The sequence below is a fragment of the Agrobacterium sp. 33MFTa1.1 genome, from assembly GCF_004328495.1.
Taxonomy (GTDB): Bacteria; Pseudomonadota; Alphaproteobacteria; order Rhizobiales; family Rhizobiaceae; genus Agrobacterium; species Agrobacterium pusense.
On record NZ_CP036359.1, the window covers coordinates 1474031 to 1497110 of the forward strand.

Annotated in this window: 20 protein-coding genes and 1 riboswitch; of the genes, 13 read left to right on the forward strand and 7 right to left on the reverse strand. The window is 60.5% G+C overall.

Going from position 1 to position 23080, the window contains the following annotated elements:
- The first annotated feature begins 29 nt into the window (after nt 1-29).
- The gene (locus EYD00_RS20610) at nt 30-1673 is read left to right on the forward strand and encodes a Na/Pi cotransporter family protein (RefSeq protein WP_034498378.1); all 1644 of its coding nucleotides are present in this window, start codon (nt 30-32) and stop codon (nt 1671-1673) included.
- On the opposite strand, the gene EYD00_RS20615 is transcribed toward EYD00_RS20610, so the two are convergent.
- The gene (locus EYD00_RS20615) at nt 1670-2656 is read right to left on the reverse strand and encodes a LacI family DNA-binding transcriptional regulator (protein ID WP_034498375.1); all 987 of its coding nucleotides are present in this window, start codon (nt 2654-2656) and stop codon (nt 1670-1672) included. The two genes, EYD00_RS20610 and EYD00_RS20615, sit on opposite strands and share 4 nt — an antisense overlap.
- Nucleotides 2657-3160: 504 nt before the next feature.
- Here EYD00_RS20615 and EYD00_RS20620 point away from each other — a divergent pair.
- The 7 genes from EYD00_RS20620 (at nt 3161) to EYD00_RS20650 (ending at nt 11289) form a co-directional block, all read left to right on the forward strand.
- Nucleotides 3161-5014: an ABC transporter permease gene (locus EYD00_RS20620; protein ID WP_034498373.1), complete on the forward strand. Its 1854-nt coding sequence runs from the start codon at nt 3161-3163 to the stop codon at nt 5012-5014.
- Nucleotides 5014-6147: an ABC transporter ATP-binding protein gene (locus tag EYD00_RS20625; RefSeq protein ID WP_034498371.1), complete on the forward strand. Its 1134-nt coding sequence runs from the start codon at nt 5014-5016 to the stop codon at nt 6145-6147. Before EYD00_RS20620 ends, EYD00_RS20625 begins: the two co-directional genes overlap by 1 nt.
- A 33-nt stretch (nt 6148-6180) precedes the next feature.
- Nucleotides 6181-7305, forward strand: a complete 1125-nt coding sequence (locus EYD00_RS20630) for an ABC transporter substrate-binding protein (protein ID WP_034498369.1) — start codon at nt 6181-6183, stop codon at nt 7303-7305.
- A complete protein-coding gene (locus tag EYD00_RS20635) occupies nt 7305-8468 on the forward strand; it encodes an ABC transporter substrate-binding protein (protein WP_420093934.1) in 1164 nt (387 codons plus the stop codon). Before EYD00_RS20630 ends, EYD00_RS20635 begins: the two co-directional genes overlap by 1 nt.
- An 82-nt stretch (nt 8469-8550) precedes the next feature.
- The gene (locus EYD00_RS20640; RefSeq protein ID WP_034498569.1) at nt 8551-9639 is read left to right on the forward strand and encodes an ABC transporter substrate-binding protein; all 1089 of its coding nucleotides are present in this window, start codon (nt 8551-8553) and stop codon (nt 9637-9639) included.
- A gap of 61 nt (nt 9640-9700) precedes the next feature.
- Complete coding sequence (locus EYD00_RS20645) at nt 9701-10630, forward strand: inositol monophosphatase family protein (RefSeq protein ID WP_193604420.1); 930 nt, start codon at nt 9701-9703, stop codon at nt 10628-10630.
- A gap of 32 nt (nt 10631-10662) precedes the next feature.
- Nucleotides 10663-11289 carry a dual specificity protein phosphatase family protein gene (locus EYD00_RS20650; protein WP_034498563.1) on the forward strand — a complete coding sequence of 209 codons (627 nt, stop codon included), beginning with the start codon at nt 10663-10665 and terminating at the stop codon, nt 11287-11289.
- 115 nt (nt 11290-11404) lie between these two features.
- On the opposite strand, the gene EYD00_RS20655 is transcribed toward EYD00_RS20650, so the two are convergent.
- The 6 genes from EYD00_RS20655 to argE form a co-directional block, all read right to left on the reverse strand.
- Nucleotides 11405-12862 (reverse strand): NAD-dependent succinate-semialdehyde dehydrogenase, encoded by a 1458-nt coding sequence (locus tag EYD00_RS20655; RefSeq protein WP_034498559.1) that lies wholly within the window; start codon nt 12860-12862, stop codon nt 11405-11407.
- 15 nt (nt 12863-12877) lie between these two features.
- On the reverse strand, nt 12878-13921 hold the full coding sequence (locus tag EYD00_RS20660; RefSeq protein WP_034498367.1) for a tartrate dehydrogenase: 1044 nt from the start codon (nt 13919-13921) through the stop codon (nt 12878-12880).
- Between the two features lie 13 nt (nt 13922-13934).
- The gene (locus EYD00_RS20665; RefSeq protein ID WP_034498365.1) at nt 13935-15398 is read right to left on the reverse strand and encodes an aldehyde dehydrogenase family protein; all 1464 of its coding nucleotides are present in this window, start codon (nt 15396-15398) and stop codon (nt 13935-13937) included.
- Between the two features lie 192 nt (nt 15399-15590).
- Complete coding sequence (locus tag EYD00_RS20670; protein ID WP_004438300.1) at nt 15591-15947, reverse strand: cupin domain-containing protein; 357 nt, start codon at nt 15945-15947, stop codon at nt 15591-15593.
- Between the two features lie 30 nt (nt 15948-15977).
- Nucleotides 15978-16901 (reverse strand): 2-hydroxyacid dehydrogenase, encoded by a 924-nt coding sequence (locus EYD00_RS20675; RefSeq protein ID WP_034498363.1) that lies wholly within the window; start codon nt 16899-16901, stop codon nt 15978-15980.
- Between the two features lie 21 nt (nt 16902-16922).
- On the reverse strand, nt 16923-18047 hold the full coding sequence (gene argE, locus EYD00_RS20680; protein WP_034498362.1) for an acetylornithine deacetylase: 1125 nt from the start codon (nt 18045-18047) through the stop codon (nt 16923-16925).
- Nucleotides 18048-18271: 224 nt separating this feature from the next.
- Between argE and EYD00_RS20685 the strand changes: the two genes are divergently transcribed.
- From EYD00_RS20685 to EYD00_RS20705, 5 genes are all read left to right on the forward strand, one after another.
- Nucleotides 18272-19150, forward strand: a complete 879-nt coding sequence (locus EYD00_RS20685) for a GNAT family N-acetyltransferase (RefSeq protein WP_034498360.1) — start codon at nt 18272-18274, stop codon at nt 19148-19150.
- Nucleotides 19151-19275: 125 nt separating this feature from the next.
- Nucleotides 19276-19509: riboswitch (cobalamin riboswitch) on the forward strand.
- 159 nt (nt 19510-19668) lie between these two features.
- On the forward strand, nt 19669-20700 hold the full coding sequence (locus EYD00_RS20690) for an ABC transporter substrate-binding protein (RefSeq protein WP_034498357.1): 1032 nt from the start codon (nt 19669-19671) through the stop codon (nt 20698-20700).
- On the forward strand, nt 20697-21725 hold the full coding sequence (locus EYD00_RS20695; RefSeq protein ID WP_034498354.1) for a FecCD family ABC transporter permease: 1029 nt from the start codon (nt 20697-20699) through the stop codon (nt 21723-21725). Before EYD00_RS20690 ends, EYD00_RS20695 begins: the two co-directional genes overlap by 4 nt.
- Complete coding sequence (locus EYD00_RS20700) at nt 21722-22519, forward strand: ABC transporter ATP-binding protein (RefSeq protein WP_034498352.1); 798 nt, start codon at nt 21722-21724, stop codon at nt 22517-22519. The genes EYD00_RS20695 and EYD00_RS20700 overlap by 4 nt, the downstream gene beginning before the upstream one ends.
- The gene (locus tag EYD00_RS20705; RefSeq protein WP_034498349.1) at nt 22516-22968 is read left to right on the forward strand and encodes a pseudoazurin; all 453 of its coding nucleotides are present in this window, start codon (nt 22516-22518) and stop codon (nt 22966-22968) included. The genes EYD00_RS20700 and EYD00_RS20705 overlap by 4 nt, the downstream gene beginning before the upstream one ends.
- Nucleotides 22969-23080: the final 112 nt, after the last annotated feature.

The window sequence follows — 23080 nt, forward strand, 5'->3', positions numbered from 1 at the left end:
GCCGCCGGGACGGCAGGCGGGGGGATTGAATGGAATCGGTCGTTGTCGGCATCAACCTGTTCGGCGCCGTGGCTTTGCTGCTTTTCGGGCTTGCGCAGATAAAGGATGGCATGTCACGCGCCTTTGGTGCGAGGCTCCGCATCGGTCTGGCCGCCGGCACGCGCGGCCGGTATCGTTCCTTCTTCGCTGGTCTCGTGGCGACAATCGCCTTGCAGAGTTCCACTGCCACCGCGCTGATGGTCGCCTCTTTCGTCGAGAAGGACCTCATCGCGCCGGCCATGGCGCAGATCGTCCTGCTCGGCGCCAATGTCGGAACTGCGATGACGGCGTGGATTGTCGCTCTCGGGCTTGGCTGGCTGTCGCCGTTGCTCATCCTTGCGGGTGTCATCCTGTCGCGTGGCAAATCGGTGCAGCGGCAGGGAGGCGGGGCGGCGGTGGCCGGTGTCGGTCTCATGCTGCTGTCCCTTCATCTTCTCTCGGCTGCAACTGATCCCATCAGGCAGTCGCCAGCACTGGGTCTCTTTATCGGCATGCTCGGTGATGCTTGGCCTGTGGCGCTGATCTTCTCCGCCGTCCTTGCTGTTCTTGCCTCCTCCAGTCTCGCCATCGTCGTTCTGATCCTGTCGCTTGCCGCCAGCGGCGGCATGGAAACGAGCCTCGTGATCGTTCTGGTGCTCGGCGCCAATCTCGGCGGCGCGGTGCCGCCGGTACTGGCGACGCTGAAAGCCCCGATCGCGGCACGCCGGGTGACGGTGGGAAATCTCGTCGTCAGGGCGATAGGCTGCCTCGCAGCGCTGCCGCTCGCCGGACATGCCGCGGCCCTGCTGGACATGTCACCCTTTTCGCATGCGAATCTAGCGGTGGATGCGCATCTCGCCTTCAATTTCGCTGTTGCCGCCTTCGCGTGGCCGCTCTCGCCAGTGCTTCTGCGAATAACGACGATGCTGCTGCCGGACAGAGACAGCACCGAAAACAATCACAGCTATCTCGACAGTCACGATCTCGATCAACCGGTTGCGGCGCTTGCCGGCGCAAGCCGCGAGGTGCTGCTGGTCGGCGACCTGATCGAGCTTATGCTGCGGCAGGCGAGTGAGGCCATGCGGGACAGCGATGCCGCAAAGCTCAACGATATCAGCAGCCTGGAGGGCCGGGTCGACCGCCTGCAGCATGAAATCAAGGTTTATGTCTCGAAGGTCGGACAGAATGGCCTGGCCCGCAAGGACCAGCGCCGTGCGATGGATATTGTCGAATATGCCATCAATCTCGAACATATCGGCGATATCATCGAGAAAGGCATCCGTCCGGAGATCGCCAAGAAGATCGATCTCGGCCTCCGCTTTTCCGATGATGGGAAAAGTGAACTTGAGCGTCTTTTTGCCGTCACGCTCGATAATATCCGCATGGCACAGTCCGTTTTCGCCACTCGCAACGCCGATCTTGCCCGTCGGTTGGTGGAAGTGAAGGAAGATGTGCGGCGGCTGGAAAAACAATCGTCGGAAAGCCATCTCCAGCGCCTGCGCGACGGCCGGGTTGACAGCATTCAGACGAGTTCGGTGCATCTGGACATGTTGCGTGATCTCAAGCGCATCAACGCCCATCTTGCAGCCGTTGCCCACCCGATCCTCGATGAGAGCGGGCTGCTGATCGAAAGCCGGATCCGGCAGGCGGGTTAGCGTGCGGTAATGCGCTCCACCATGGAAACGGGCACGACCTGGAGCCGCGTTTCCGGCTCGTCGCTGTCAAGAGCGGTCAGGACCTTCTCCGTCAACGCGTCGAAGGACTGGGCAACGGTCGTCAGCTGGTAGCTTTTCCAGCCCGCCTGCGGAATGTCGTCGAAGCCGACGATCGAAATGTCTTCCGGCACCCGGCGGCCCATTTCAAGACGCGCGGCGTCCATGAAGCCGAGCGCGAGCAGATCGGTCACGCAGAAAGCGCCATCGATGGACTTGTCCGCCAGCAATTCGCAGCCGGCCTGATAGCCGCTGTCATAGCTGGTCGGGCCACCGGACCAGGGCACGACCTCGATACCTTCAACCGTCATGCGCTGGGTGAAGGCACCGGCGCGGCGCAGCTGAGCCGGCGTCTGGCTACCGCTGGAAACGACCGCGACTTTCCTGCATTTCGCCGCCACAAGCCGCTTGGCGGCAAGATCGGCGCCATGGGAATCGTCGCTCAACACCATATTCGTGTCGGTGCGATCAAGACGCTGATTTATGAGAATGAGGCGCACGCCATTGGCGATGCATTCATCCACGATCGAGGCCGGCGGTTCGCCGGAAAGGACAACGATTGCCTGCGCGCGGAATTCGAAGAGAAGCTCGATCAGCGGCGCAATGTCCTTGCGGGCATCTGCCGCATTCAGCAACAGGCATTGCAAGCCCCGGCGCAGGAGGCCGATGCTGAGGAGATCGAGCTGTTTTGAAATGAATGGTGAGCTGAGATTGGCACCGACGACCCCGATGAGATTGGAGCGGTCGTTGTTGAGGCCCTGCGCCAGACGGTTGACGCGGTAGCCGAGTTCCTGCGCGGCTTTCAGCACCTTGCGCCGGACGGCCTTCGATACGCTGCCGCCGGGTGTGAAGGTACGAGAGACGGCGGAGCGTGAAACCCCGGCCTTTTTCGCCACCTCTTCGGCCGTCACGAACCCTCTTGCCATCCGACTCCCCCGGTTCCGAAATCCAATGCCTGATATCACAGGCTACGGGATGTCGGCTATTCCAATTTCGCCAGCACCCCGTCACCCTTGAGAAAAGCTCTCTGGCGTTTCAGGAAATATCCAATCCGTTCCACAGGCGTCGGGATAGGAAAAACATTTCGTGCCCGGCGTCGTTCAAAAATTACAGTTTTGTGACAAAAACACGTTTGAAAACAAATAAATAAGTTAATGATCACGTGTGCATTTTTTCATTGACAAAACGTCTTTTAAGACGGATCATGCATTCCAAGGTAGAGAGATAGATGGAATTTTTATTCCATAATCGCTTTGCCCGCGATGTTTTCGGGAGGAGCTGGGATCATCGTTGTGAGCGGGTGAAACACCCGCTTCTGAAGCATAGATGCATTGCTGAAGGTTACGCACGCGCCGCCTGTTCTACGGGTCGCGCGAAGGCAGGTGTTTGCCAGCGCGTGAGGGCAAAGCGTGGCCATATGGGGAGAGAGAATGGCTCTTTTAAGCGAAACGACGAAGGCGGAGGCGCTGGGAAGTCCCCCGACGACCGCGCCTTCGGCATGGCAGGCCTGGCGGTATCGTCTCAAGGTCGCACTCAGGGAGCCGACGACGCTGATCGGCGTTCTGACGGCTCTGCTTTTCACCTATCTGATCGTCGTTCCGATCATTTCGATCATTCTCGATGCCGTCCGCGTCCAGTTCGGCCACGAACGGCGCCTCGGCAAGGATGTCGGCGATCTCACGCTTTATTATCTCGACAGGGCGTTTTTTTCGCCCGTCGCATCGGATATTTTCTGGCGTCCGCTCTTCAATACGTTGACCGTCGCATTCGGGGCGATTGCGCTTTCGCTCGTCATCGGCACCGTTCTTGCCTGGCTTATCAGCAGAACGGACATGTTCGGCCGCCGCTGGTTCGCCACCGCCTTGATCGTGCCCTATATGCTGCCGGCCTGGACCTTCGCGCTCGCCTGGACGACGTTGTTTAAAAATCGCACCGTTGGCGGCCAGCCCGGCTGGCTCGAGGCGATAGGCCTCACGCCGCCGGATTGGGTGGCTTACGGGCGTTTCCCGATCACCATAATCCTTGCCCTGCATTACACGCCTTTCGTCATCCTGCTGTTCGGCTCGGCGCTTCGCCGCTTCGACTCGCAGCTCGAAGATTCCGCCCGCATTCTCGGTGCCCATCGTTATCAGGTCGCCTTGCAGGTCATCCTGCCGCTGATGCGCCCGGCGCTATTGTCCTCGATGGTGCTGATCTTTGCGAAATGCCTTGGCGAGTTCGGCGTGCCCTATGTTCTCGGGCTGCCCGTGAAGTTCGAGGTTCTCTCCACATCGCTGTTCCGCAGCATTGCGTCGCGCCAGACGGGCGTTGCCGGTGTCGTCGCGGCCTCGATCATGCTCATCGGCATCATCACGCTCATGATCGACGCCCGCCTCGTTCGCGAAGCCCGCCGTTTCGTGACCATTGGTTCGAAAGGCTCGATGAACAGGCAGAGCCGTCTCGGCAAGATGCGTCTTCCGGCGACGGGCTTCGCGGCTGCCATCTTCGTCCTCAGTGTCGGCCTGCCGCTTCTCACCCTGGCGCTCTCGACGGTCATGAAAATGCCGGCCCGCTTCACGTTCGACAACTTCACCCTCGATTACTGGATTGGCAGCAACCTCAACACCGTCGCCTTGCAGACCGGCGTGCTCCTGAGCCCCGACCTATGGGCTGCAGCAAAAAACACGATGATGATCGTCGGGTTTGCCTCGCTCACATCGGGCATTCTTGGCCTGCTCGTCGGTTATGTCGTCATCCGCACGCCGGTGCGTGCCCTGTCCGTCTACCTGCGACAGGTGACGTTCCTGCCCTATCTCGTGCCCGGCATTGCCTTTGCCGCCGCCTATCTGTCGCTCTTCGCCGTTCCGCGCGGGCCGATGCCGGCGCTCTATGGTACGGTGACGATCCTCATCCTGGCGCTGATCGCTGACCAGATGCCCTATGCTTCGCGAGCCGGCATTTCCGCCATGACGCAGCTTGGAAAGGACCCGGAAGAGGCTGCCCAGATCGCCGGTGCAGGCTGGTTCCGCCGCATGACCTCGATCGTCATCCCGATCCAGAAAGGGTCGCTGGTGACCGGGGTTCTCCTGCCCTTCATTTCGGGCATCAAGGGTCTCAGCCTCTTCGTGATCCTCGCCGTGCCGAGCACGGATGTTCTGACCACCTATTCGCTGCGGCTGGTCGACTACCACTACACGCAGGCTGCCAACGCCGTGGTGCTGATCATCGCCGCCATTGCCTATTTCGGCACGCTGTTGGCCCAGAAGCTGACCCGCACAAATCTTGCAGAAGGACTTGGAAGCTGATGCCTACCATCAACCTGCGCGGTGCGCAGAAAAACTACGGCGTGAATTCCGCGAATGCGGTTTCCGATCTCGATCTAGAAATCCGCGACGGCGAGTTCATGTGCCTGCTCGGGCCTTCCGGCTGCGGCAAGACCACCACGCTTCGCATGATAGCTGGCCTCGAAAACCTCTCGGGCGGAGAGATCCGCGTCGGCGACCGGGTGATCGATTCCGTGACCGAAGGCATTTTTGTGCCGCCGGAAAAACGTGAAATGGGCCTTGTTTTCCAGAGCTACGCGCTATGGCCGCATCTGACCATCGAGCGCAATACCGATTTCGGCCTGCGCCTGCGCAAGCTGCCGAAGGCCGAGCGTGAAGCCCGTGTCGAGCGCGTCATGCAGGCGCTCGACATCGCCAAATATCGCGACCGCTATCCGTCGCAGCTTTCCGGTGGTCAGCAGCAGCGTGTGGCGCTTGCCCGCATGCTCGCCGTCAATCCGGGCGTTCTGCTTCTCGATGAGCCGCTCTCCAATCTGGATGCCCGGCTGCGGCTTGAAATGCGCGCCGAGCTGAAGCGGCTGCACAAGGAATTCAAGACGACCATCGTCTTCGTGACGCATGACCAGTGGGAAGCCATGACACTTGCCACCACCATTGCCGTCATGAACGAAGGCACGCTGCAGCAGATGGGCACGCCGAACGATATCTACGACCGTCCGGCCAATCGTTTCGTCGCCGAATTCGTCGGCAGCCCGCCGATCAACATACTGACTTTCGGCCAGCCCGGGGTGTCCGACATAGCGGACAGGGCGGAAGCCTATTTCGCAACCCGTTATCCGCAACTGCGCGGCATTGCCTCGATCGGCATGCGGCCGGAAGCCATGGGCTATGTGATGAAGTCCGAGGATGTGCCGCAAGGCAGCTTCGCCGGCGAGATGACGGTGACCGGCGTGCTGCCGACCGGCGGCAGCTGGATTCTCGAACTCAGAAGCGAGAACCACACGCTGTTCCTGACCACCCACTTCCTGCCGCGTATCGACAGCGGCGACCGCGTGTTCTTTCACGTGCCGCCTGAAGCCCTTCACGCCTTCGATGCCAGGGGGCAGAGGATCACCGAGGCGGACGCCGTTCTGCGCCACAGCACCTACAACTGAAAACGCCGCCGAGACGGCTGAAGGAGAAGCAGGATGAAGCGGACAACAGCGGGCCTGAGCCGGCTCTTATGCGCAACGGCGATTGCCGCAACGCTTGGCGGCGTGGCGAAAGCGGGAGAGCCTTTCGACCTCAATGCCCTGATCGAGGCGGCGAAAAAGGAAAAACCGATCACCGTCTATGACAGCACGGGAAAGATCGTTGAAATGGCGAAGAACTTCGCCGCGAAATACGGTGTCGGCGCTGAGGGCGCAAAGGTGAAGGCCTCCGCCCAGCTGGAGATGATCATCCGCGAGGCGCGCGCCAACAATATTCAGGGTGACGTCTCGATCATCAGCGATGCGCCGGCCGCGATGGCGCAGCTTATTCCGCTCGGTTTTGTCGAAAGCTGGCTGCCGCCGGATATGGCCAGCAATATTCCGCCGGAGTATCAGGACCCGCTGACCGTCGTCACCAGCGCCAATGTCTGGGCTTATAATAGCGAACTCTTCGACAAATGCCCCGTTTCCAACATCTGGGAACTGACCGACCCGAAGTGGAAGGGCAAGGTGGCGATGCAGGATCCGCTCGGCAAGGCATCCTATGTCGACTGGTTCAACCAGATGGCCAGCCACGGCGATGGTGAAGTGAAAGCGGCCTATAAGGCGCTTTACGGCAAGGACCTCGAAACCGGGGAAAAGAGCGCGACGGCAGCCTGGGTGAAGGCGCTTGCCGCCAATGCTCCGCTTCTGACCGACGCCGATGCGGCTGCTGCCGAAGCCGTTGGTGCTCCCGGTCAGAAAGAACCCTTCATGGGCCTCATCAGCTCGGCCAAGTTCCGCGACAATGCCGAGAAGGGCATGAAACTCGGCCTCTGCAAGGAGCTGAAACCCTGGGTCGGCTGGCTCTATCCGGGCGTTGGGCTGATCACCAAGGGCACGAACAGCCCGAATGCGGCGAAGCTTTTCATTCACTACATCATGACCGCCGAAGGCATCGCGCCGCAGGCGATCGACGGCAAAATGTCGACCAACAGGGAGGTAAGTCTGCCCGCTGACGAGCCATCGGGTATTGGCGCCGTCCTCGATAACATCCTGCCCTACAGCATGGCGACCAGTCTTGAAGACTGGGATGCGCGTGAAACCTGGCAGGACTTCTGGCGTGTGAACTACAAAAAATAATGGGGGATCAACTCGTGAGGATCGTGGCTAGGAATAATAATGGCAAAGTGCGCAGGCGGCGGGGGACCGCCTCCGCACTTTGCCTCGGCGTCTCGCTGGCACTTAGCGGGGCCGCGCATGCGCAGGAAGCCTTCAATCTCGATGAGCTCATCGCTGCCGCGAAGAAGGAAAAGCCGATTACGGTTTATGCGGTCACCGGTAAGATCGTGGATACCGCGCAGGCGTTTACGGCCAAGTATGGCGTGCAGGCCAGCGGCAAGAAGGTGAACGAGGCGACGCAGGTCGAGTTGATGATCCGCGAACATCGGGCTGGCAATGTCGTCGGCGATGTCAGCGTGGCCACGGATGTTGCCTCCGCCATGGGCGAGCTTCTGCCGGCAGGTATCGCTACCAGCTGGACGCCGCCTGATATCGAAGGCGATATTCCGCAGAAGCTGCGGGATCCGCTCGTGGTCGTCTCAGACCCACATGTCTGGACCTACAACACCGAGAAATATGACACATGCCCGGTCACCAACATCTGGCAGCTGACGGAGCCGCGTTGGAAGGGCAAGCTTGCCATGCTCGATCTGTTCGACAAACCGCTTTATGCCGACTGGTTCAACCAGATCGAAACCCACCACGATGCCGATGTCGCCAAAGCCTACGAGGACCTCTACGGCAAGAAGCTGGAAACGGGCGAAAAAAGCGCAACGGCTGCCTGGGTGAAAGCCTTTGCCGAAAATGCGCCGCTCTTAACGGATTCCGGTTCGGTGGCGGACGCTGCCGGTGCTCCGGGACAGACCGATCCCTTCTTCGTCATCACCTCGGTCGCGAAGTATCGTGACAATGAAGCCAAGGGGCTGAAGCTCGGTCTTTGCAGCGGTGTAAAGCCATTTTCCGGATTCCTCTATCCCGGTTTCGGCCTGATTGCCGGGCAAACGAAAAGCCCGAATGCCGCGAAACTCTTCCTGCATTATCTGATGACGGAAGACGGCATCGCGCCTCAGACCGCTGACGGCAAGCTTTCCGGCAACATGAAAATCGCCCTGCCGGCGGATGAGCCTTCGAGGGTCGCCGATCATCTCGATGAGCTGATGGCTTTCGACGCCGCAACGGCGGCCGACGATCTCGACAAGCGCGAAGGCTGGCAGGATTTCTGGCGTGTGAATTACAAAAAATAAACGGAAGGCGGGGTGCAAACCCGCCTGTCTTTCCTTGGGAGGGGAAACGATGCGAAAAATGAAACTGAGGGCTGCCTCGGCCATGGCCGCAGGTGCAATGATTATAGGCGCTTCTGCTCTGGCCACCGCGACTGAAGAACCATTCGATCTCGACGCCGTCCTCGCGGCGGCAAAGCAGGAGAAGCCGATCAACATCTATGACAGCACCGGCAAGATCGTTGAGATGGCGGATAAATTCAGCGCCAAATACGGGCTGAAGGCGACGGGCGTAAAGGTTTCCGCCAATAGCCAGCTGGAGATGATCATCCGCGAAAGCCAGTCGAACAATGTCCAGGGGGATGTGGTGTTGATTACCGATGCGCCCTCTGCACTTGCCCAGCTTCTGCCGGCGGGTTTTGTGGAAAATTACCTGCCGGGCGACATGAACTCGAAAATTCCGGCGCAGTTTCAAAACCCACTGGCCATTTCCACCAACGCCAACGTCTGGGCGTATAATACCGAAGCCTATGACAAATGCCCCGTGACGAATATCTGGGAACTGACCGAGCCGAAATGGAAAGGCAAGGTCGCCATGGTCGATCCGCTCAGCAAGAGCACCTATACCGACTGGTTCAACCAGCTTGAAGCCCACGGTAATGAAAAGATAGCGGCGGCCTATAAGGCTCATTTCGGCAGGGAGACGGAGGAAAAGAGTGCGGCAGCTGCGTGGATAAAGGCGCTGGCTGCGAATGGCCCGCTCGCCACCGACGGCGACGACCCGGTTGCGGAAGCGGTCGGCGCGCCCGGCCAGAACCAGCCCTTCTTCGGCCTGCTAAGTTCAGCCAAATTTCGCGACAATGCCGACAAGGGCTACAAGCTCGGCCTCTGCACCGACCTCGATCCCTGGGTCGGCTGGACCTATATCAAGCTCGGCCTGATGGCCTCCAAGACCAAAAGCCCGAACACGGCCAAGCTCTTTATCCACTATATCCTGACGGAAGAGGGCATCGCCCCGCAGATGAAGGACGGTAAGCTGCCGACCAATACCGACATCAAGATGCCGGATGATGAGCCTTCGGGGCTGATGAAGGTTGCCGATCGGTTGATGGGATACAATTCTGCTACGGGTCTCGATGATTTCGATCGGCGCGAGGAGTGGCAGGATTTCTGGCGCGTCAACTACACGAAGTAATCCCGGCTGGCGCGGTCCTGGCCGCGCCGCCTCCTCCTTTTTGCGAATGAACGGAATGGACATGCCGATGCAGACCTCATTGAGCGAACGAAATCCTGGAGATGAGGGCGCTTTTTCCCGCTCCGTGCGGTTGATGAAAATCGCCGAAACAGCGGCGCGTGCCGTGCGCGATCCCCTGCTTGCGGCATTCCGATCGGATATGACGGTGGACTACAAGGTCGATCTCCACGACATCGTGACTATCCACGACAAGCGCGCCGAGGCCGCCATTCGCACCATCATTCTCGAACGGGAACCCAACTCGGCCATCATGGGTGAGGAGGGCGGCCAGATCGGTAGCGGTGAGGTGCAATGGTATGTCGACCCCATCGACGGCACGGCAAATTTCGCCCGCGGCCTTGCCTTCTGGTGCGTGTCCATTGCCGCCGTTATCGACGGGAAGGTTGTTGCCGGCGTGGTTTATGACCCTGTCGCGGAGCAGATGTTTTCGGCCGATGTCCAGGCGTCTTATGTGAACGGCGAAAGGCTGCGTTCGCGTAGCGTCTCGGACGAGACACGGGCGACGCTCATCACCGGCTATCCCGTCTCGCGCGATTTCCGGCTGGATGGGCGGGAAGCGGCGCTGGCCAATTTCGGTACTCTTACTGAGACCTTTTCTACATTGCGCCGGCCCGGCAGCGCTGCGCTCAGCATTGCTCACGTCGCGGCGGGCTGGACGGATGCGGCCGCTGGTTTCGGCGTCAACGCCTGGGATGTGGCAGCCGCCATCCTCATTCTCAAAAATGCCGGCGGCGCCTATGAACCTCTCACTCTTGGAAAGGTGGCGGAAGGCGCCGCCGAATTCCTTTGTCCGGGTTATATAGCCACGGGTGAGGGGGCCAACTATCCGACATTGCAGCGGGTGGCACGAGCCATATCCGCAAGCCGCAGCGCCAAGACGTCGGTGCAACACGGGCCAACCGCCGCAGAAACTGAAAAAGCAAAGATATGACGGCTGCCGTACCGGTGCCGGGGAGACATGACATGCCGCAACCGCAACAGACCATAGCCCGAGAGCAGGAAAGCGGCGAACTGCCGAAGCTCAGCCGCATCTATGAACGGCATCCGCTTTATGGTGTCGATCTCTTCATTTCGGGCAAAGAGGGTGCGAGCGATCTCAATCTTCTGCGTCTGAACGGCATTACCACCGTCGTCAATTGTGCCGTCAATCTGGACTTCAATTTCGTGGAGCAGTCCGATGTGGTTTCAGATCATGAAGGCAGCGTCTATGGGCCGGGCGAAATCCGATATTACAAGATCGGTCTGATCGACGGGGCCGGAAATCCTGATACCCAAATGGTGGCAGCCCATTATATTCTGCGGGCGGCGCTGGAGCAGATTCTGCCGGAAAAACCATCTTATCCCCGACGGGAGCGCGGCAATGTACTCATCAATTGCCGGGGGGGTCGTTCCCGCTCTGTCGCCGTCGTCGCGCTCTTCCTCCATCTCACACTGCCAGCGGAGTTTCCGACCCTGGACGACGCGATCAGCTTCGTTCGTCTGAAACGAGAACTGCCGGAAAATGAGTGGTATAAGGCTCCGAAACCCGTCCTGGCCGAAGCCGCCCGCCGGGCTGCCGGCTGGATCGCGATGATCGACGCGGCCCACTGAAGAAGGCGCTCATTCGGGCCGCGCTTCCATTCCGCACAGGTATCTCGTTTCTTGTCGATCTGCAAAAAAAGAAGGGTCGCTGAGCGACCCTTTAGTCGGGGATGGGAAAGAAGTATCAGGCAAGTCCGCCGATATGGAACGTCTTTATTTCCAGATATTCTTCGATGCCGACCTGCGCGCCTTCGCGGCCAAGGCCGGATTGCTTGACCCCGCCAAAAGGCGCGACCTCGGTGGAAATCGCGCCGGTGTTGAGGCCCACCATTCCGAATTCCAGCGCTTCACCCACGCGCCAGGCGCGTCTGAGGCTTTCAGTGTAGAAGTAGGCCGCAAGCCCAAACGGGGTGCCGTTGGCGATGGCGATCGCCTCTTCTTCCGTCTCAAAACGGAAGAGGGGAGCGACCGGGCCGAAGGTCTCTTCGCTTGCCAGACGCATGCCGGTCGTTGCGCCGGTCAGCACAATGGGGGCGGTGTATTGCGGACCTTCCGGTAGAGGGCGGGGTCTGGTGATGATCTTCGCACCTTTGACCACGGCATCTTCCACATGGGCGCGGATCTTCGTTATGGCCGGCTCATTGATCATTGGGCCGATGGACACACCGGCCTCCGTGCCGGGACCGACCCGCATGGCATCAACGCGATCCGCCAGTTTTTTTGCAAAGGCGTCATAAACGCCTGCCTGAACGAGAATGCGGTTGGCGCAGACGCAGGTCTGCCCACCATTGCGGAACTTCGAAACGAGCGCGCCTTCCACGGCCAGATCGAGATCGGCATCGTCGAAAACGATGAAGGGCGCGTTGCCGCCCAGTTCCAGCGAGAGCCGCTTTACACTGTCGGCAGCGCCTCGCATCAGGAGTGAGCCAACGCGGGTTGAGCCCGTGAAGGAAATTTTCCGCACCGTCTCATTCGCCATGATTTCGTTGCCGATATCGGTCGGCATGCCGGTCACGATGTTGATGACACCAGCGGGAATACCGGCCCGTTCGGCGAGAACACCGAGCGCCAGTGCCGAATAGGGCGTGAATTCGGAAGGCTTGATGACGACGGTGCAGCCGGCGGCAAGCGCGGGTGCCACCTTGCGCGTGATCATCGCGTTCGGGAAGTTCCATGGGGTGACGATGCCGCAGACGCCGACCGGTTCTTTCAGCACCACGATGCGCCGGTCCGGTGTCGGTGAAGGGATGGTGCTGCCGCCAATACGGCGAGCTTCTTCCGCGAACCATTTGACGAAGGATGCGCCATAGCGGATTTCTCCCTTCGCCTCCTCAAGCGGCTTGCCCTGTTCCGTGGTCAGGATCAGCGCAAGATCGTCCATATGCTCGATCATCAGGGCGAACCATTTTTCGAGAAGGGCCGCCCGCTCGGCATGGGTCTTTTTTCTCCAGGGGCCGAAGGCCGCATCGGCGGCCTCCACCGCCGCCCGGGTTTCCCCTCCGCCCATATCCGGCACGCTGCCGATGACTGCCTGCGTTGCCGGGTCGATCACGTCGACCGCCTTGCCCGATGCCGCTGCCTTCCATGCGCCGCCGATCAGGCCGGCCTGGCGAAAGAGATCCCTATCCTTCAAACCTTGCATCATCTGTCTCCGAAATCAGTCGAGCGCTGCGAGAACTGCAGCCGTTATGGCGTCCGTCTCATCCCTGCCCGGCACGGTGCCGATACCCCGGCCGGTCGTCGTTTCCAGTGCGGCCATAATCCGAGCCGCGGCATTCTTTTCCCCGAGATGCTCGAGCATCATCGCCCCCGACCAGATGGCGGCGATTGGGTTCGCGATGCCGAGATGGGCGATGTCAGGCGCTGAACCGTGCACCGGCTCGAACATGGAGGGCGCGCTGCGGTCGGGATTGATATTGGCGGAGGCGGCAAATCCGAGACCGCCCTGAATGGCCGCGCCCAGGTCGGTCAGAATATCGCCGAAAAGATTGGAGGCGACGACGACATCGAGGCTTTCCGGCGCCATCACCATGCGCGCCGCCATGGCGTCGATGTGGTAGCTGGAAACCTCGACACCGGGATATTCGGCGGCAAGCCTGTGCGTTACCTCATCCCAGAACACCATCGAATATTTCTGGGCATTCGACTTGGTGATGGAGGCCAGCTTGCCGCGACGTTTCTGCGCCTGTTCGAAGCCGAAACGCAGGATGCGCTCCACGCCCGTCCGGGTGAAGATCGAGGTTTCCACGGCCACCTCATCGTCCGTGCCCTGATGCACCCGTCCACCGGCGCCGGAATATTCGCCCTCGGTATTTTCGCGAATGCAGAGGATATCGAATCCATCGGCTTTCAACGGACCTTCGACACCGGGAAGCAATCGGTGCGGTCGGATATTGGCATATTGCACGAAGGCCTTGCGGATCGGCAGCAGCAGGCCGTGCAAAGATACCGAATCCGGAACTTCGGCCGGCCAGCCTACCGCCCCGAGGAGTATGGCGTCGAAACCGCGCAGGGTCTCAATACCGTCCTTGGGCATCATCGCGCCGGTTTCCTGATAGAAGGCGCAGGACCAGGGGAACTCCGTTCCTTCAAGCGCAAAACCGGAGGTTCTGGCGGCGGCGTTGAGTACCTGCCATGCGGCATGAGTGACGCTCTTGCCGATGCCGTCGCCGGGAATGAGTGCGATGCGATGCGTTTTCAAGAAATTTCCCCTGTCACAGTCCAATCAGGACGCTCTTGCTCTTGCGGTTGGCGAGATAGGCTTCCCGTCCGAGATCCTTGCCGATGCCGGAGCGTTTGTAGCCGCCGGTAGGCAGAATGTGGTCGCGCGAGCGGCCGTAACGGTTGACCCAGATCGTACCCGCCTGGATGGCGCGGGACAGGCGCATGACGCGTGAGACGTCACGGCTGAAAAGACCCGCCGCCAGACCGTAGGTCGGATGATCGGAAAGCGAAAGAGCCTCTTCTTCCGTGCGGAAGGTCTGCAGCGTCAGCACCGGCCCGAAGATTTCCTCGGTCACGGCGGGGGAGGTCTGGTCGACGTTTGCGATCAGTGTCGGCTGGTAGAAATAGCCGGGGCCGTCCATGATCGCGCCACCGGTAAGGCATTCGCCGCCATGGGAGACCGCCGCCTGCACGATACCGTCGATGCGCTTGCGCTGCACCTCGGAGATAATAGGCGAATATTGCGTTGCCTCGTCCCAGGTGGGCCCGGGCTTCACCGCCTTCATGCGGGCGATGATCGCGGCGGAGAGGGCATCTGCCGCACTGTCCTCCACGAGGATGCGCGAGCCGGCCACACAGGCCTGCCCGGCATTGGAGAGAATATTGGCGGCGATGGCCGTCGCCGCCTTTTCGATATCCGCATCGGCGAAGACAATCTGTGGGCTCTTGCCACCAAGTTCCAGCGTCATGGGCTTGATCCCTGTACGGGCGATATTGGCCATGATGGCGGCTCCCGCGGCGGTGGAGCCGGTGAAGCTCACCTTGGAAATCTCGGGATGGCCGGTGATGGCGTTGCCCGTGACGGGACCGTCGCCCAGCACGATGTTGATGAGGCCGGCGGGTAACCCGGCCTTGATCGCCAGCTGCGCCATGAAAATACTGGAGAAGGGCGTCATCTCCGAAGGTTTCAGCACCACGGCATTGCCTGCCGCAAGCGCCGGGCCAAGCTTCCAGCCAGCCATGGAGACCGGAAAATTCCACGGTGTAATCGCACCCACCACGCCATATGGCTCCGTCATGATCATGCCGAGGCTCGTGTCGTCGGTCGGCACCAGATCGCCGCCTTCCTTGTCGGCGAATTCGGCGAAGAAGCGGATTTGCTCGGCGGTCACGGCGATATCGCCGGCGATCAGTTGGCCGACCGGCCGGGTCGAGGACAGCGCCTCGATCTTTGCCAGCGTCTCGGCTTCCTGCTCTATCAGGTCAGCCCAGCGTTGCAGGACCCGGGTGCGCTCGCGCGGGCGCACCCCGCCCCAGTTGCTGCTTTTCAGTGCGGCCTTGGCCGTTTGCACCGCTTCATCCACCAGGGCTGCATCCGCCTTCGGGCACCCGGCATATGGGGCCCCGTCCGATGGGCGGTGCATGTCGATACCGTTTTCAGCGGTGACGAGCCTGCTGCCGATGAAGTGGCCGATTGGCAGGGACAGGCTGTCTGGATCGAAGCTGAGCGTCATGGGAAATCCCCTTTGAATATGCCCTCAAAGCTAATTCCTGTCGGCAAGCGAAATCGACCGACTGCAGCCGTGGCAGTGAACGAAAATCCCGTTTTACCGTTGCCAGACAGCGCAATCTTTGGTGCGTGCTGCCCGTGGTCTCTCGCCGGTTCCCGTTGTCGCGGGCAACCTGGAAAACCGGCGAGATACGCCTCATCCGTTCACTGTGACGTAGATTTTGCGCACCGTCTCAATGGTCTTCCAGACGCCGACGAAACCGGGTTTCATTACGAAACTGTCGCCCGCCGTATAACGTTGCGGTTCGCCGCCATCAGGGGTGATTTCGATGACGCCGGCCAGAATATGGCAGAACTCGAAGGTCTCACCTTTGATGGAACGGCTTTCCCCCGGTGTCGCCTCCCAAATGCCTGTCTTCACGGTTCCGTCGCGAGCTTCGTCAAGCGCCCAGGTCTTGAACGACGGGTCGCCTGCAATGAGGCGTTCTGGCAGCGCCTTGGAGGCCTTGGGCTCGAAATCGGGGTTGGTATCGATGGGCTTGAGAAGCGGCATGGATTTTCCTTTCTGAAACAGGCGTGATGATCAATATCCGCGGCGGCGGTCGACAAGGCCGAGCGGTTGAAGACCGGACTCGTGACGTTTGATGTTTTCGACAACGGTGCGTGCCGCGGAATGGGGCTGAGTGACGCTGGCGATATGCGGCGTCAGGAGAATTTTGGGGTGGGTCCAGAAAGGATGGTCTTCGGGCAACGGTTCGGGATCCGTAACGTCGACCACTGCACCCGAGAGCCGGCCTTTATCGAGCGCATCGAGGAGTGCGCCGTGATCGAGCTGTCTGCCACGTCCGGCGTGAAGAAGTCCCGCGCCATCGGGTAAAAGGCTCAGGCGCTGGGCGTTGAGAAGTCCGGTGGTCTCGTCCGTCAGCGGCAGCAGGCAGATGAGGATGTCGCTGGTGGAGAGCATGGCTTTCAGCCCGTCATCGCCATGGTGACAGGTGACGCCATCGATCTCGCGCGGCGACCGGCTCCAGCCGGCGAGCGGAAAGCCGAAAGTTCTTAACCGCTCCAGCGCTGCGACGCCCAGCATGCCGAGGCCAAGAACGCCAATCCGGCAGTCTTCTGCCTGCCGTTGCGGCAGCGCCTTCCACAACTGCTGCCGCTGCTGTTTCAGATAGGCGGGGAGATTGCGGTGAAGGGCGAGCACGCCGAGGCAGATATATTCCTGCATCATGCGGATGATCCCCTCATCCACCATGCGTACGACTTTCACCGTCTGCGGGACCGTATCGATGTGAAACTGGTCCACACCGGCCCCGATCGAAAAGAGGATTTCGAGGTTACGATAACGCGCTATATCCTCCGGCACCGTCCAGGTGATGAGGTAACGGACTGCATCGGGATCGACCTTGGAGGTATCCATTGCGAAGGGCAGATCCGGCAATTCGTCAGCCAGGGCCTGCCGGAAGATTTCGCCGCGTCTGGCGTCGGAGTTAAAGAGAAATGTCATCTGATCCGTGGTTTCGAGGGTTCAAGCCGTGCAGCGCCGGCCGAGCATTTCCAGCATCGACTGGCAGGCGGAAAGTTCGCCCGCTGTTATGAATTCGTCCGGTTTATGGGCGCGGCCGATATCGCCGGGGCCGCAGATGATGGCGTCGATGCCCGCAGCCTGAAAGAGCCCGGCCTCCGTGCCATAGCTGACGGCCGCGAGACCGGGAGTGCCGGTCAGTTCCTCCAAAAGCGAGGCGAGCGGGGCCTCGGGGGAAAGCGACAGCGCCGGATAGGCGCTCATCGGCAGCCATTCGATATCGACACCTGTCGCGGTGAGCGCCTCCACGCGACGTCGTACCGGCTCCAGCAGGTCGATTGGCGAGACACCTGAAATAGCCCTTGCCTCCAGTTCGATGGCGCAATGATCGGGAATGATGTTGATCGCCTGTCCGCCGTTGACGGTACCGATCTGCAGGGACGAGTAGGGCGGCTCGAAGGTCTTCTCTAAAGGACCCCGGGTCAACGCGTCTGCCGCCTCCACCGCCGTCGCGATGATGCCTGCCATCAGATGAATGGCGTTCACTCCCTGATCGGGCCGTGAAGAATGGCCTGACCTGCCACGGATGCTGACCCGCGCCGCGGCTTTTCCCTTGTGGGCACGCACGGAACGCAAATTGCTGGGCTCGCCGATAATGGCGCCCGCCGGTGGCGCGCACAGTTCCGGCAGGCGCGCGATGAGATGGGGAACACCGCGGCAACCTGCCTCCTCGTCGTAGGAAAAGGCGATATGCACGGGGCGCTGAAGCGTCATGCGCGAATAGGCAGGGGCTGCGGCGAGGACGGTTGCCAGAAAACCTTTCATGTCGGTCGTCCCGCGTCCGTAAAGCCTGTCGTTTTCCGTTCTCAGCCGGAAAGGATCGGAAGACCATTCCGGTTCTCCGGCGGGTACCACATCCATGTGCCCGGACAGAATGTAACCGGCCCGATCGGCTGGTCCGAAGGTGGCGAAGAGATTGGCGCGGTCTCCCTCCGGCCCCGGAATCACGGATACTCTTGCGCCATGGCTTTCCAAATATTCGGCAATCCATCCGGCAATGCCGCCATTGGCCGTTCCCACCACTGACGGAAAGGCGACGAGACGCTCAAGGATTTCGATTGCGTTCATGGTCGTCCCCGTTGGCCCGTTATGATGGCCGCATTGCTCATTGCAAAAGCTTAGAACGGCCGAAGGCGTTTATCTGCTGAAAAGCGAGGTATTTCGGTAGATTGTTGTGTCCTTCCAGTGCTTTCAGAAAATTCGTGCTGGCATGGCTCGTTATCCTCGGACGTCATGGCTTGGACGCCGGGAACGCTGGTTCCCCGCGCTGGAGGGAGTGAGAGCCGTTTGCGATGGAGCTGCTCAAAGTCGATAGTTTCGAGTTGCGGACCGTGGATATTGCCGATGTGGAGGCAGATCGTCTGCACGCCCTCTCCATGGCGGTCGGATGGCGCTATCACGCCAATGAATGGTGTTTCCTGAGGCAATGCGGTGTCGGTCTCGCTGCGCTGGACGAGATCGACCGTGTTGTCGCGACAGCGATGCTCTTTCCCTATGATCAGGGTTTCGCGACGCTCGGCATGGTCATCGTATCGCCACGTCTGCAGGGGCGTGGCGTGGCGCCCTGGCTGGTGCGGCAGCTTCTGGCAAAATACCCGTCAACCGTCTTGCGGCTGAACGCCACGGACGTTTCACGTCGTCTTTTTGCAGGGCTAGGCTTTTCCGGAGATGCGGAAAAGGTGCAGCTGTTCAGGGGCAGGGCGCGCTCCCCCGTGCAGACACCGGGGCTTGGCAGAAAGCAACGGATCGAGCCCCTCTCGGAAGATCATTTGTCAGCGGTCGTGACGATTGACCGGGTGGCTTTGGGCGTATCGAGGCGGGGCGTGCTGCAACGTCTTCTGCGCGACGATAATGGCTATGGCCTTTTCGAGGTCGATCGTCTGGTGGCTTTCGCACTGCGCCGGGCGGCCGGGCGAGGTCACATCGTCGGTCCGGTCGTCGCAGTTGAGGAGAAAGATGCGGTCGCGCTGGTGAGCCGGCATTTTGCCGATCTGGACGATCAGCTCGTCCGTCTGGATGCCGTGCAAGACCAGGGCGTATTGACCGATTTTCTGACTCAATCCGGCCTGGTCGTGATCGAAACTCTTACCACCATGTCGAAACAGGCGCCGCAGCCTGCGGGTTCGGGTCCGGCGAGGATTTTCGCCATTGCGGGTCCATCGCTGTGCTGAAGCGCAGTTTTGAACCGCCTCAATTCGACTGATTATGTGGTGGTCCTGTTTCGGGCGTCGCTCGACGCGATGCGTTCCGCTGCGCTAGAAACATGCTTTGATGATTGACGCACTGCCCCTTGACCCTTATGTGAGAAAGCGACGGTTCCTGCAGCCGAAAGGCGAAGGGATTAATAGGGAACACGGTGCGGGTGATGATTATCGCCCAATGCCGTGGCTGCCCCCGCAACTGTAAGCGGATTGCCGCTCATCCTCGTGACGCAGATGGCGTCATGCCACTGCATTCTCCGGAATGCGGGAAGGCAGATGAAAGGCGCAAATCCGTGAGTCAGGAGACCTGCCGTCAAAATATAAACCATCGTTACGGGCGGGGAAGCCCGGAAGAGGAGATTGTAATGTTATTTCATAACATTTGGTTTGCGTCCTGTTACCGTTCTCCGTACAAGACGTTCCGTGGTTGCTGCGCGCTCTGACGCCGCTGCTCTGGAACAAGCGATTTCATTTCGATTGGAGAACACATGTTTCATTCTGGACGCCTGCCGGTCCGCGCCGGCTTTCTCGCTGCTGCGCTTGCAGTTCTGCCCGGCGCCACCGCCAATGCCGCGGAAACGGTATATCCCTTGACAATCAAAAGCTGCGGTCACGGCATCACTTTCAAGCAGCCGCCCGCCCGCGCCGTCTCCGTCGGCCAGAGCACGACTGAGGTTCTTTATCTGCTCGGGCTGGCCGACAAGGTCGTTGGCACGGCCCTGTGGATCGGCCCGGTCCTTGCGGGCTATGAGGAGGCCAATTCCAGGGTGGAGCGTCTGGCCGACAATGATCCAAGCTTCGAGGCCGTCGTCGGAAAGAGGCCGGACCTCGTCACAACGCAGTTCCAGTGGCAGATCGGCCCCGAGGGCGTTGTCGGTACGCCGGCGCAATTCGCCGAACTCGGCATTCCTGTTTACACCTCGCCGGCAGATTGCGTGGGCAAGGACAATTCCGGGGGCGGCGACGGCGTGCGCAAGACCGGCTTCACAATGGATTTGATCTATCAGGAAATCCGCGACCTCGCGCAGATTTTCAACGTCCAGGATCGCGGCGAAGAAGTGGTCAATGATCTCAAAAAACGGGAAGAGGCTGCCCGCGCAAAGATTGCTTCCGCAAACGGCAAGCTTTCCGCCGTCTTCTGGTTCTCCAGCGCGGAACTGGATATCGATCCCTATGTGGCGGGCCGCAACGGCGCGCCCGGCTACATCATGTCGGCGCTCGGCCTAAAGAATGTGATCGAGAGCGACGAAGAATGGCCAACGGTCGGTTGGGAAACCATCGCCAAGGCCAATCCTTCGGTGATTGTGGCCGGAAAGATGGACCGCCGCCGGTTCCCGGCTGACGACATCGCTGTCAAGCAGAAATTCCTCGCCACCGATCCCGTGGCCAGCATCATGCCAGCTGTCAAGGAAGGTCACGTCTTCGAGATGGATGCCCAGGCGATGAACCCGACCATCCGGACGATCGAAGGCATTGAAACGCTGGCTGAGGCAATTTCGGCTGCCGGTCTCGCCAAGTGAGCGGGTTTTCAATCCATCTCGGCAGAGGAGGGCTGGTTTTTGCCGCGCTCGCCCTGCTGCTCGGCGCGCTGATGGCCGGGGCGGCCATCGGCGAAACCGCCATTCCATTCGATGTGGTGGCGAAAACCATCGCCAACCGGGTGTTTGACGCCGGTTATCCGCTGGAGCCGCTGGATGAGGGAATTGTGTGGAGTTATCGTCTCAGCCGCGCCGTCGTGGCCGCCTGCTGCGGGGCTTCACTGGCGCTTGCCGGCGCGGTTCTGCAATCGCTGCTGCGCAACCCGCTTGCCGACCCCTATATCCTCGGTATTTCCGCGGGCGCCTCCACCGGAGCGGTGGGCGTGGCCCTTCTCGGCTTTGGGGCGGGCTTTCTGACAATGCCGGCGGGGGCACTGATCGGTGCCTTCGTCGCATTCTCGCTTGTCAGTCTTCTGGCGGTGCGTGCAGGGCACGGCAACAGTGCCATCATCTTGGCCGGGGTGGCTGGTTCGCAACTGTTCAATGCCATGACGTCCTTCATCGTCACCAAATCCGCCAATGCCGAACAGGCGCGCGGTATCATGTTCTGGCTGCTGGGGAACCTCTCGGGCGTGCGCTGGCCGGATGTGTGGCTGGCCCTGCCGGTCAGTGTTGCCGGTCTTGCGGTTTGCCTCTGGCACGCCCGGGCGCTTGATGCTTTTGCCTTCGGCGGGCAGGCGGCTGCCTCGCTCGGCATTCCGGTGCGGCGGACGTATGCAGTACTGATCTCGGTTTCGGCGATCATGACGGCGGTGATGGTCTCGCTGGTCGGGTCCATCGGCTTTGTCGGCCTCGTCATTCCCCACGCGGCACGCATCTTCGTCGGCGTCCGCCATGGGCTGCTGCTGCCGGTGACAGCATTGACCGGTGCGGTATTCATGATCATCGCCGATATTCTCTCCCGCGTCGTCATTCCCGGGCAGGTGCTGCCCATCGGTGTCATCACCGCGCTTGTCGGCGCGCCCGCCTTCGCCTTCATCCTCGGACAGAAGAGGGGACGTTCGTGAAGCTATCCGCTCATGACCTGAAATTTCGCGCAGGCAATATCGACATCGTACGCGGTGTCTCGCTCGATGTCGGCTCCGGAGAGTTTCTCGGTATAATCGGCCCGAATGGGTCCGGTAAAAGCACGCTGCTCTCCATGCTGGCCGGCATCCGCAAGCCGCGCCATGGTCACGTCATGCTCGGCGGCGATCCGCTCGCCTCCCTCGGACGGCGTGAACTCGCTCGCCGGCTGGCTTTTGTGGAGCAGCAGGCCGAAACCACCGAGCGCATTACGGCACGACAGGCGGTTGAATTGGGGCGCACGCCCTATCTCGGTCCACTTTCTACGTGGTCTGCGCATGACGACGCGATCGTCGAGGCCGCGCTCGATAATGTCGACATGGCCGACAAGGCGGAGCGCAGCTGGCACCACCTTTCCGGTGGTGAGCGCCAGCGACTGCATATCGCCCGCGCATTGGCGCAGGAGCCCAATATTCTGCTGCTGGACGAGCCGACCAATCACCTCGACATCGGCCACCAGATCGGCTTGCTCGATCTGGTGCGCCGGCAGGGATTGACCGTTGTGGCGGCCCTTCATGATCTCAATCACGCCGCCATGTTCTGCGACCGCATCGCCATTATGCATCGCGGTGAGATGATCGCCATCGGCGCGCCGCGCGAAGTCCTGACGCCGGCAACGATAGCGTCTGTCTTCGGAGTGGAATGCGTTGTGACGGTTGATGGAAGAGGCTTATCGCACATTCGTTTTCTGCCGGCCCACGGACGGGCCGATCATGCAAGAAAGGTCATGGCATGATGAAATTGCTGAGGCTTGCAAGAGTTGCAGGCGTTGCCGTGCTCATGGGGTCGGGTTTATCCGTACATGCCTCGGCAGAAACCTTCGAGGTGAAAATGCTGAACAGGGGCGAGAAGGGCCCAATGGTGTTCGAGCCCGATTTTCTGGAGATCACCGCCGGTGATCGCGTACGCTTCGTGCCAACCCACAAGAGTCACAATGCCGCGACCGTTGAGGGGATGGTTCCTGAAGGTGTGGAAGGTTTCAAAAGCCGGATCAATGATGAATTCGAGACCGCTTTCGACAAGCCGGGTTTCTACGGTATCAAATGTTCACCGCATTATGGCATGGGCATGGTCATGCTGATCAAGGTCGGCGATGCGACCCTGCCGCAGAGCTACCGGACGGTCGATATGCCAGCTCGGGCAAAACCGCGCTTCGAGGAACTTTTCGAGCGCGCGGAAAAATGAGGTGCCGGTCAGTCCGTGCAACAGGGCAGGGAATGATCCGCCCCCCCAGTCACCGTTGCGCATTGGTCATCAGAAGACAGTCTTCTACGGTCAGGGACTTGATGCTCTGGAT

What these genes read in the sequence shown, in the direction of transcription:
- EYD00_RS20610 (WP_034498378.1), top strand. Translation starts at nt 30, where the DNA reads ATGGAATCGGTCGTTGTCGGCATCAACCTGTTCGGCGCCGTGGCTTTG.
- EYD00_RS20615 (WP_034498375.1), bottom strand. Translation starts at nt 2,656, where the DNA reads ATGGCAAGAGGGTTCGTGACGGCCGAAGAGGTGGCGAAAAAGGCCGGG.
- EYD00_RS20620 (WP_034498373.1), top strand. Translation starts at nt 3,161, where the DNA reads ATGGCTCTTTTAAGCGAAACGACGAAGGCGGAGGCGCTGGGAAGTCCC.
- EYD00_RS20625 (WP_034498371.1), top strand. Translation starts at nt 5,014, where the DNA reads ATGCCTACCATCAACCTGCGCGGTGCGCAGAAAAACTACGGCGTGAAT.
- EYD00_RS20630 (WP_034498369.1), top strand. Translation starts at nt 6,181, where the DNA reads ATGAAGCGGACAACAGCGGGCCTGAGCCGGCTCTTATGCGCAACGGCG.
- EYD00_RS20635 (WP_420093934.1), top strand. Translation starts at nt 7,305, where the DNA reads ATGGGGGATCAACTCGTGAGGATCGTGGCTAGGAATAATAATGGCAAA.
- EYD00_RS20640 (WP_034498569.1), top strand. Translation starts at nt 8,551, where the DNA reads ATGGCCGCAGGTGCAATGATTATAGGCGCTTCTGCTCTGGCCACCGCG.
- EYD00_RS20645 (WP_193604420.1), top strand. Translation starts at nt 9,701, where the DNA reads ATGCCGATGCAGACCTCATTGAGCGAACGAAATCCTGGAGATGAGGGC.
- EYD00_RS20650 (WP_034498563.1), top strand. Translation starts at nt 10,663, where the DNA reads ATGCCGCAACCGCAACAGACCATAGCCCGAGAGCAGGAAAGCGGCGAA.
- EYD00_RS20655 (WP_034498559.1), bottom strand. Translation starts at nt 12,862, where the DNA reads ATGCAAGGTTTGAAGGATAGGGATCTCTTTCGCCAGGCCGGCCTGATC.
- EYD00_RS20665 (WP_034498365.1), bottom strand. Translation starts at nt 15,398, where the DNA reads ATGACGCTCAGCTTCGATCCAGACAGCCTGTCCCTGCCAATCGGCCAC.
- EYD00_RS20670 (WP_004438300.1), bottom strand. Translation starts at nt 15,947, where the DNA reads ATGCCGCTTCTCAAGCCCATCGATACCAACCCCGATTTCGAGCCCAAG.
- EYD00_RS20675 (WP_034498363.1), bottom strand. Translation starts at nt 16,901, where the DNA reads ATGACATTTCTCTTTAACTCCGACGCCAGACGCGGCGAAATCTTCCGG.
- argE (WP_034498362.1), bottom strand. Translation starts at nt 18,047, where the DNA reads ATGAACGCAATCGAAATCCTTGAGCGTCTCGTCGCCTTTCCGTCAGTG.
- EYD00_RS20685 (WP_034498360.1), top strand. Translation starts at nt 18,272, where the DNA reads ATGGAGCTGCTCAAAGTCGATAGTTTCGAGTTGCGGACCGTGGATATT.
- EYD00_RS20690 (WP_034498357.1), top strand. Translation starts at nt 19,669, where the DNA reads ATGTTTCATTCTGGACGCCTGCCGGTCCGCGCCGGCTTTCTCGCTGCT.
- EYD00_RS20705 (WP_034498349.1), top strand. Translation starts at nt 22,516, where the DNA reads ATGATGAAATTGCTGAGGCTTGCAAGAGTTGCAGGCGTTGCCGTGCTC.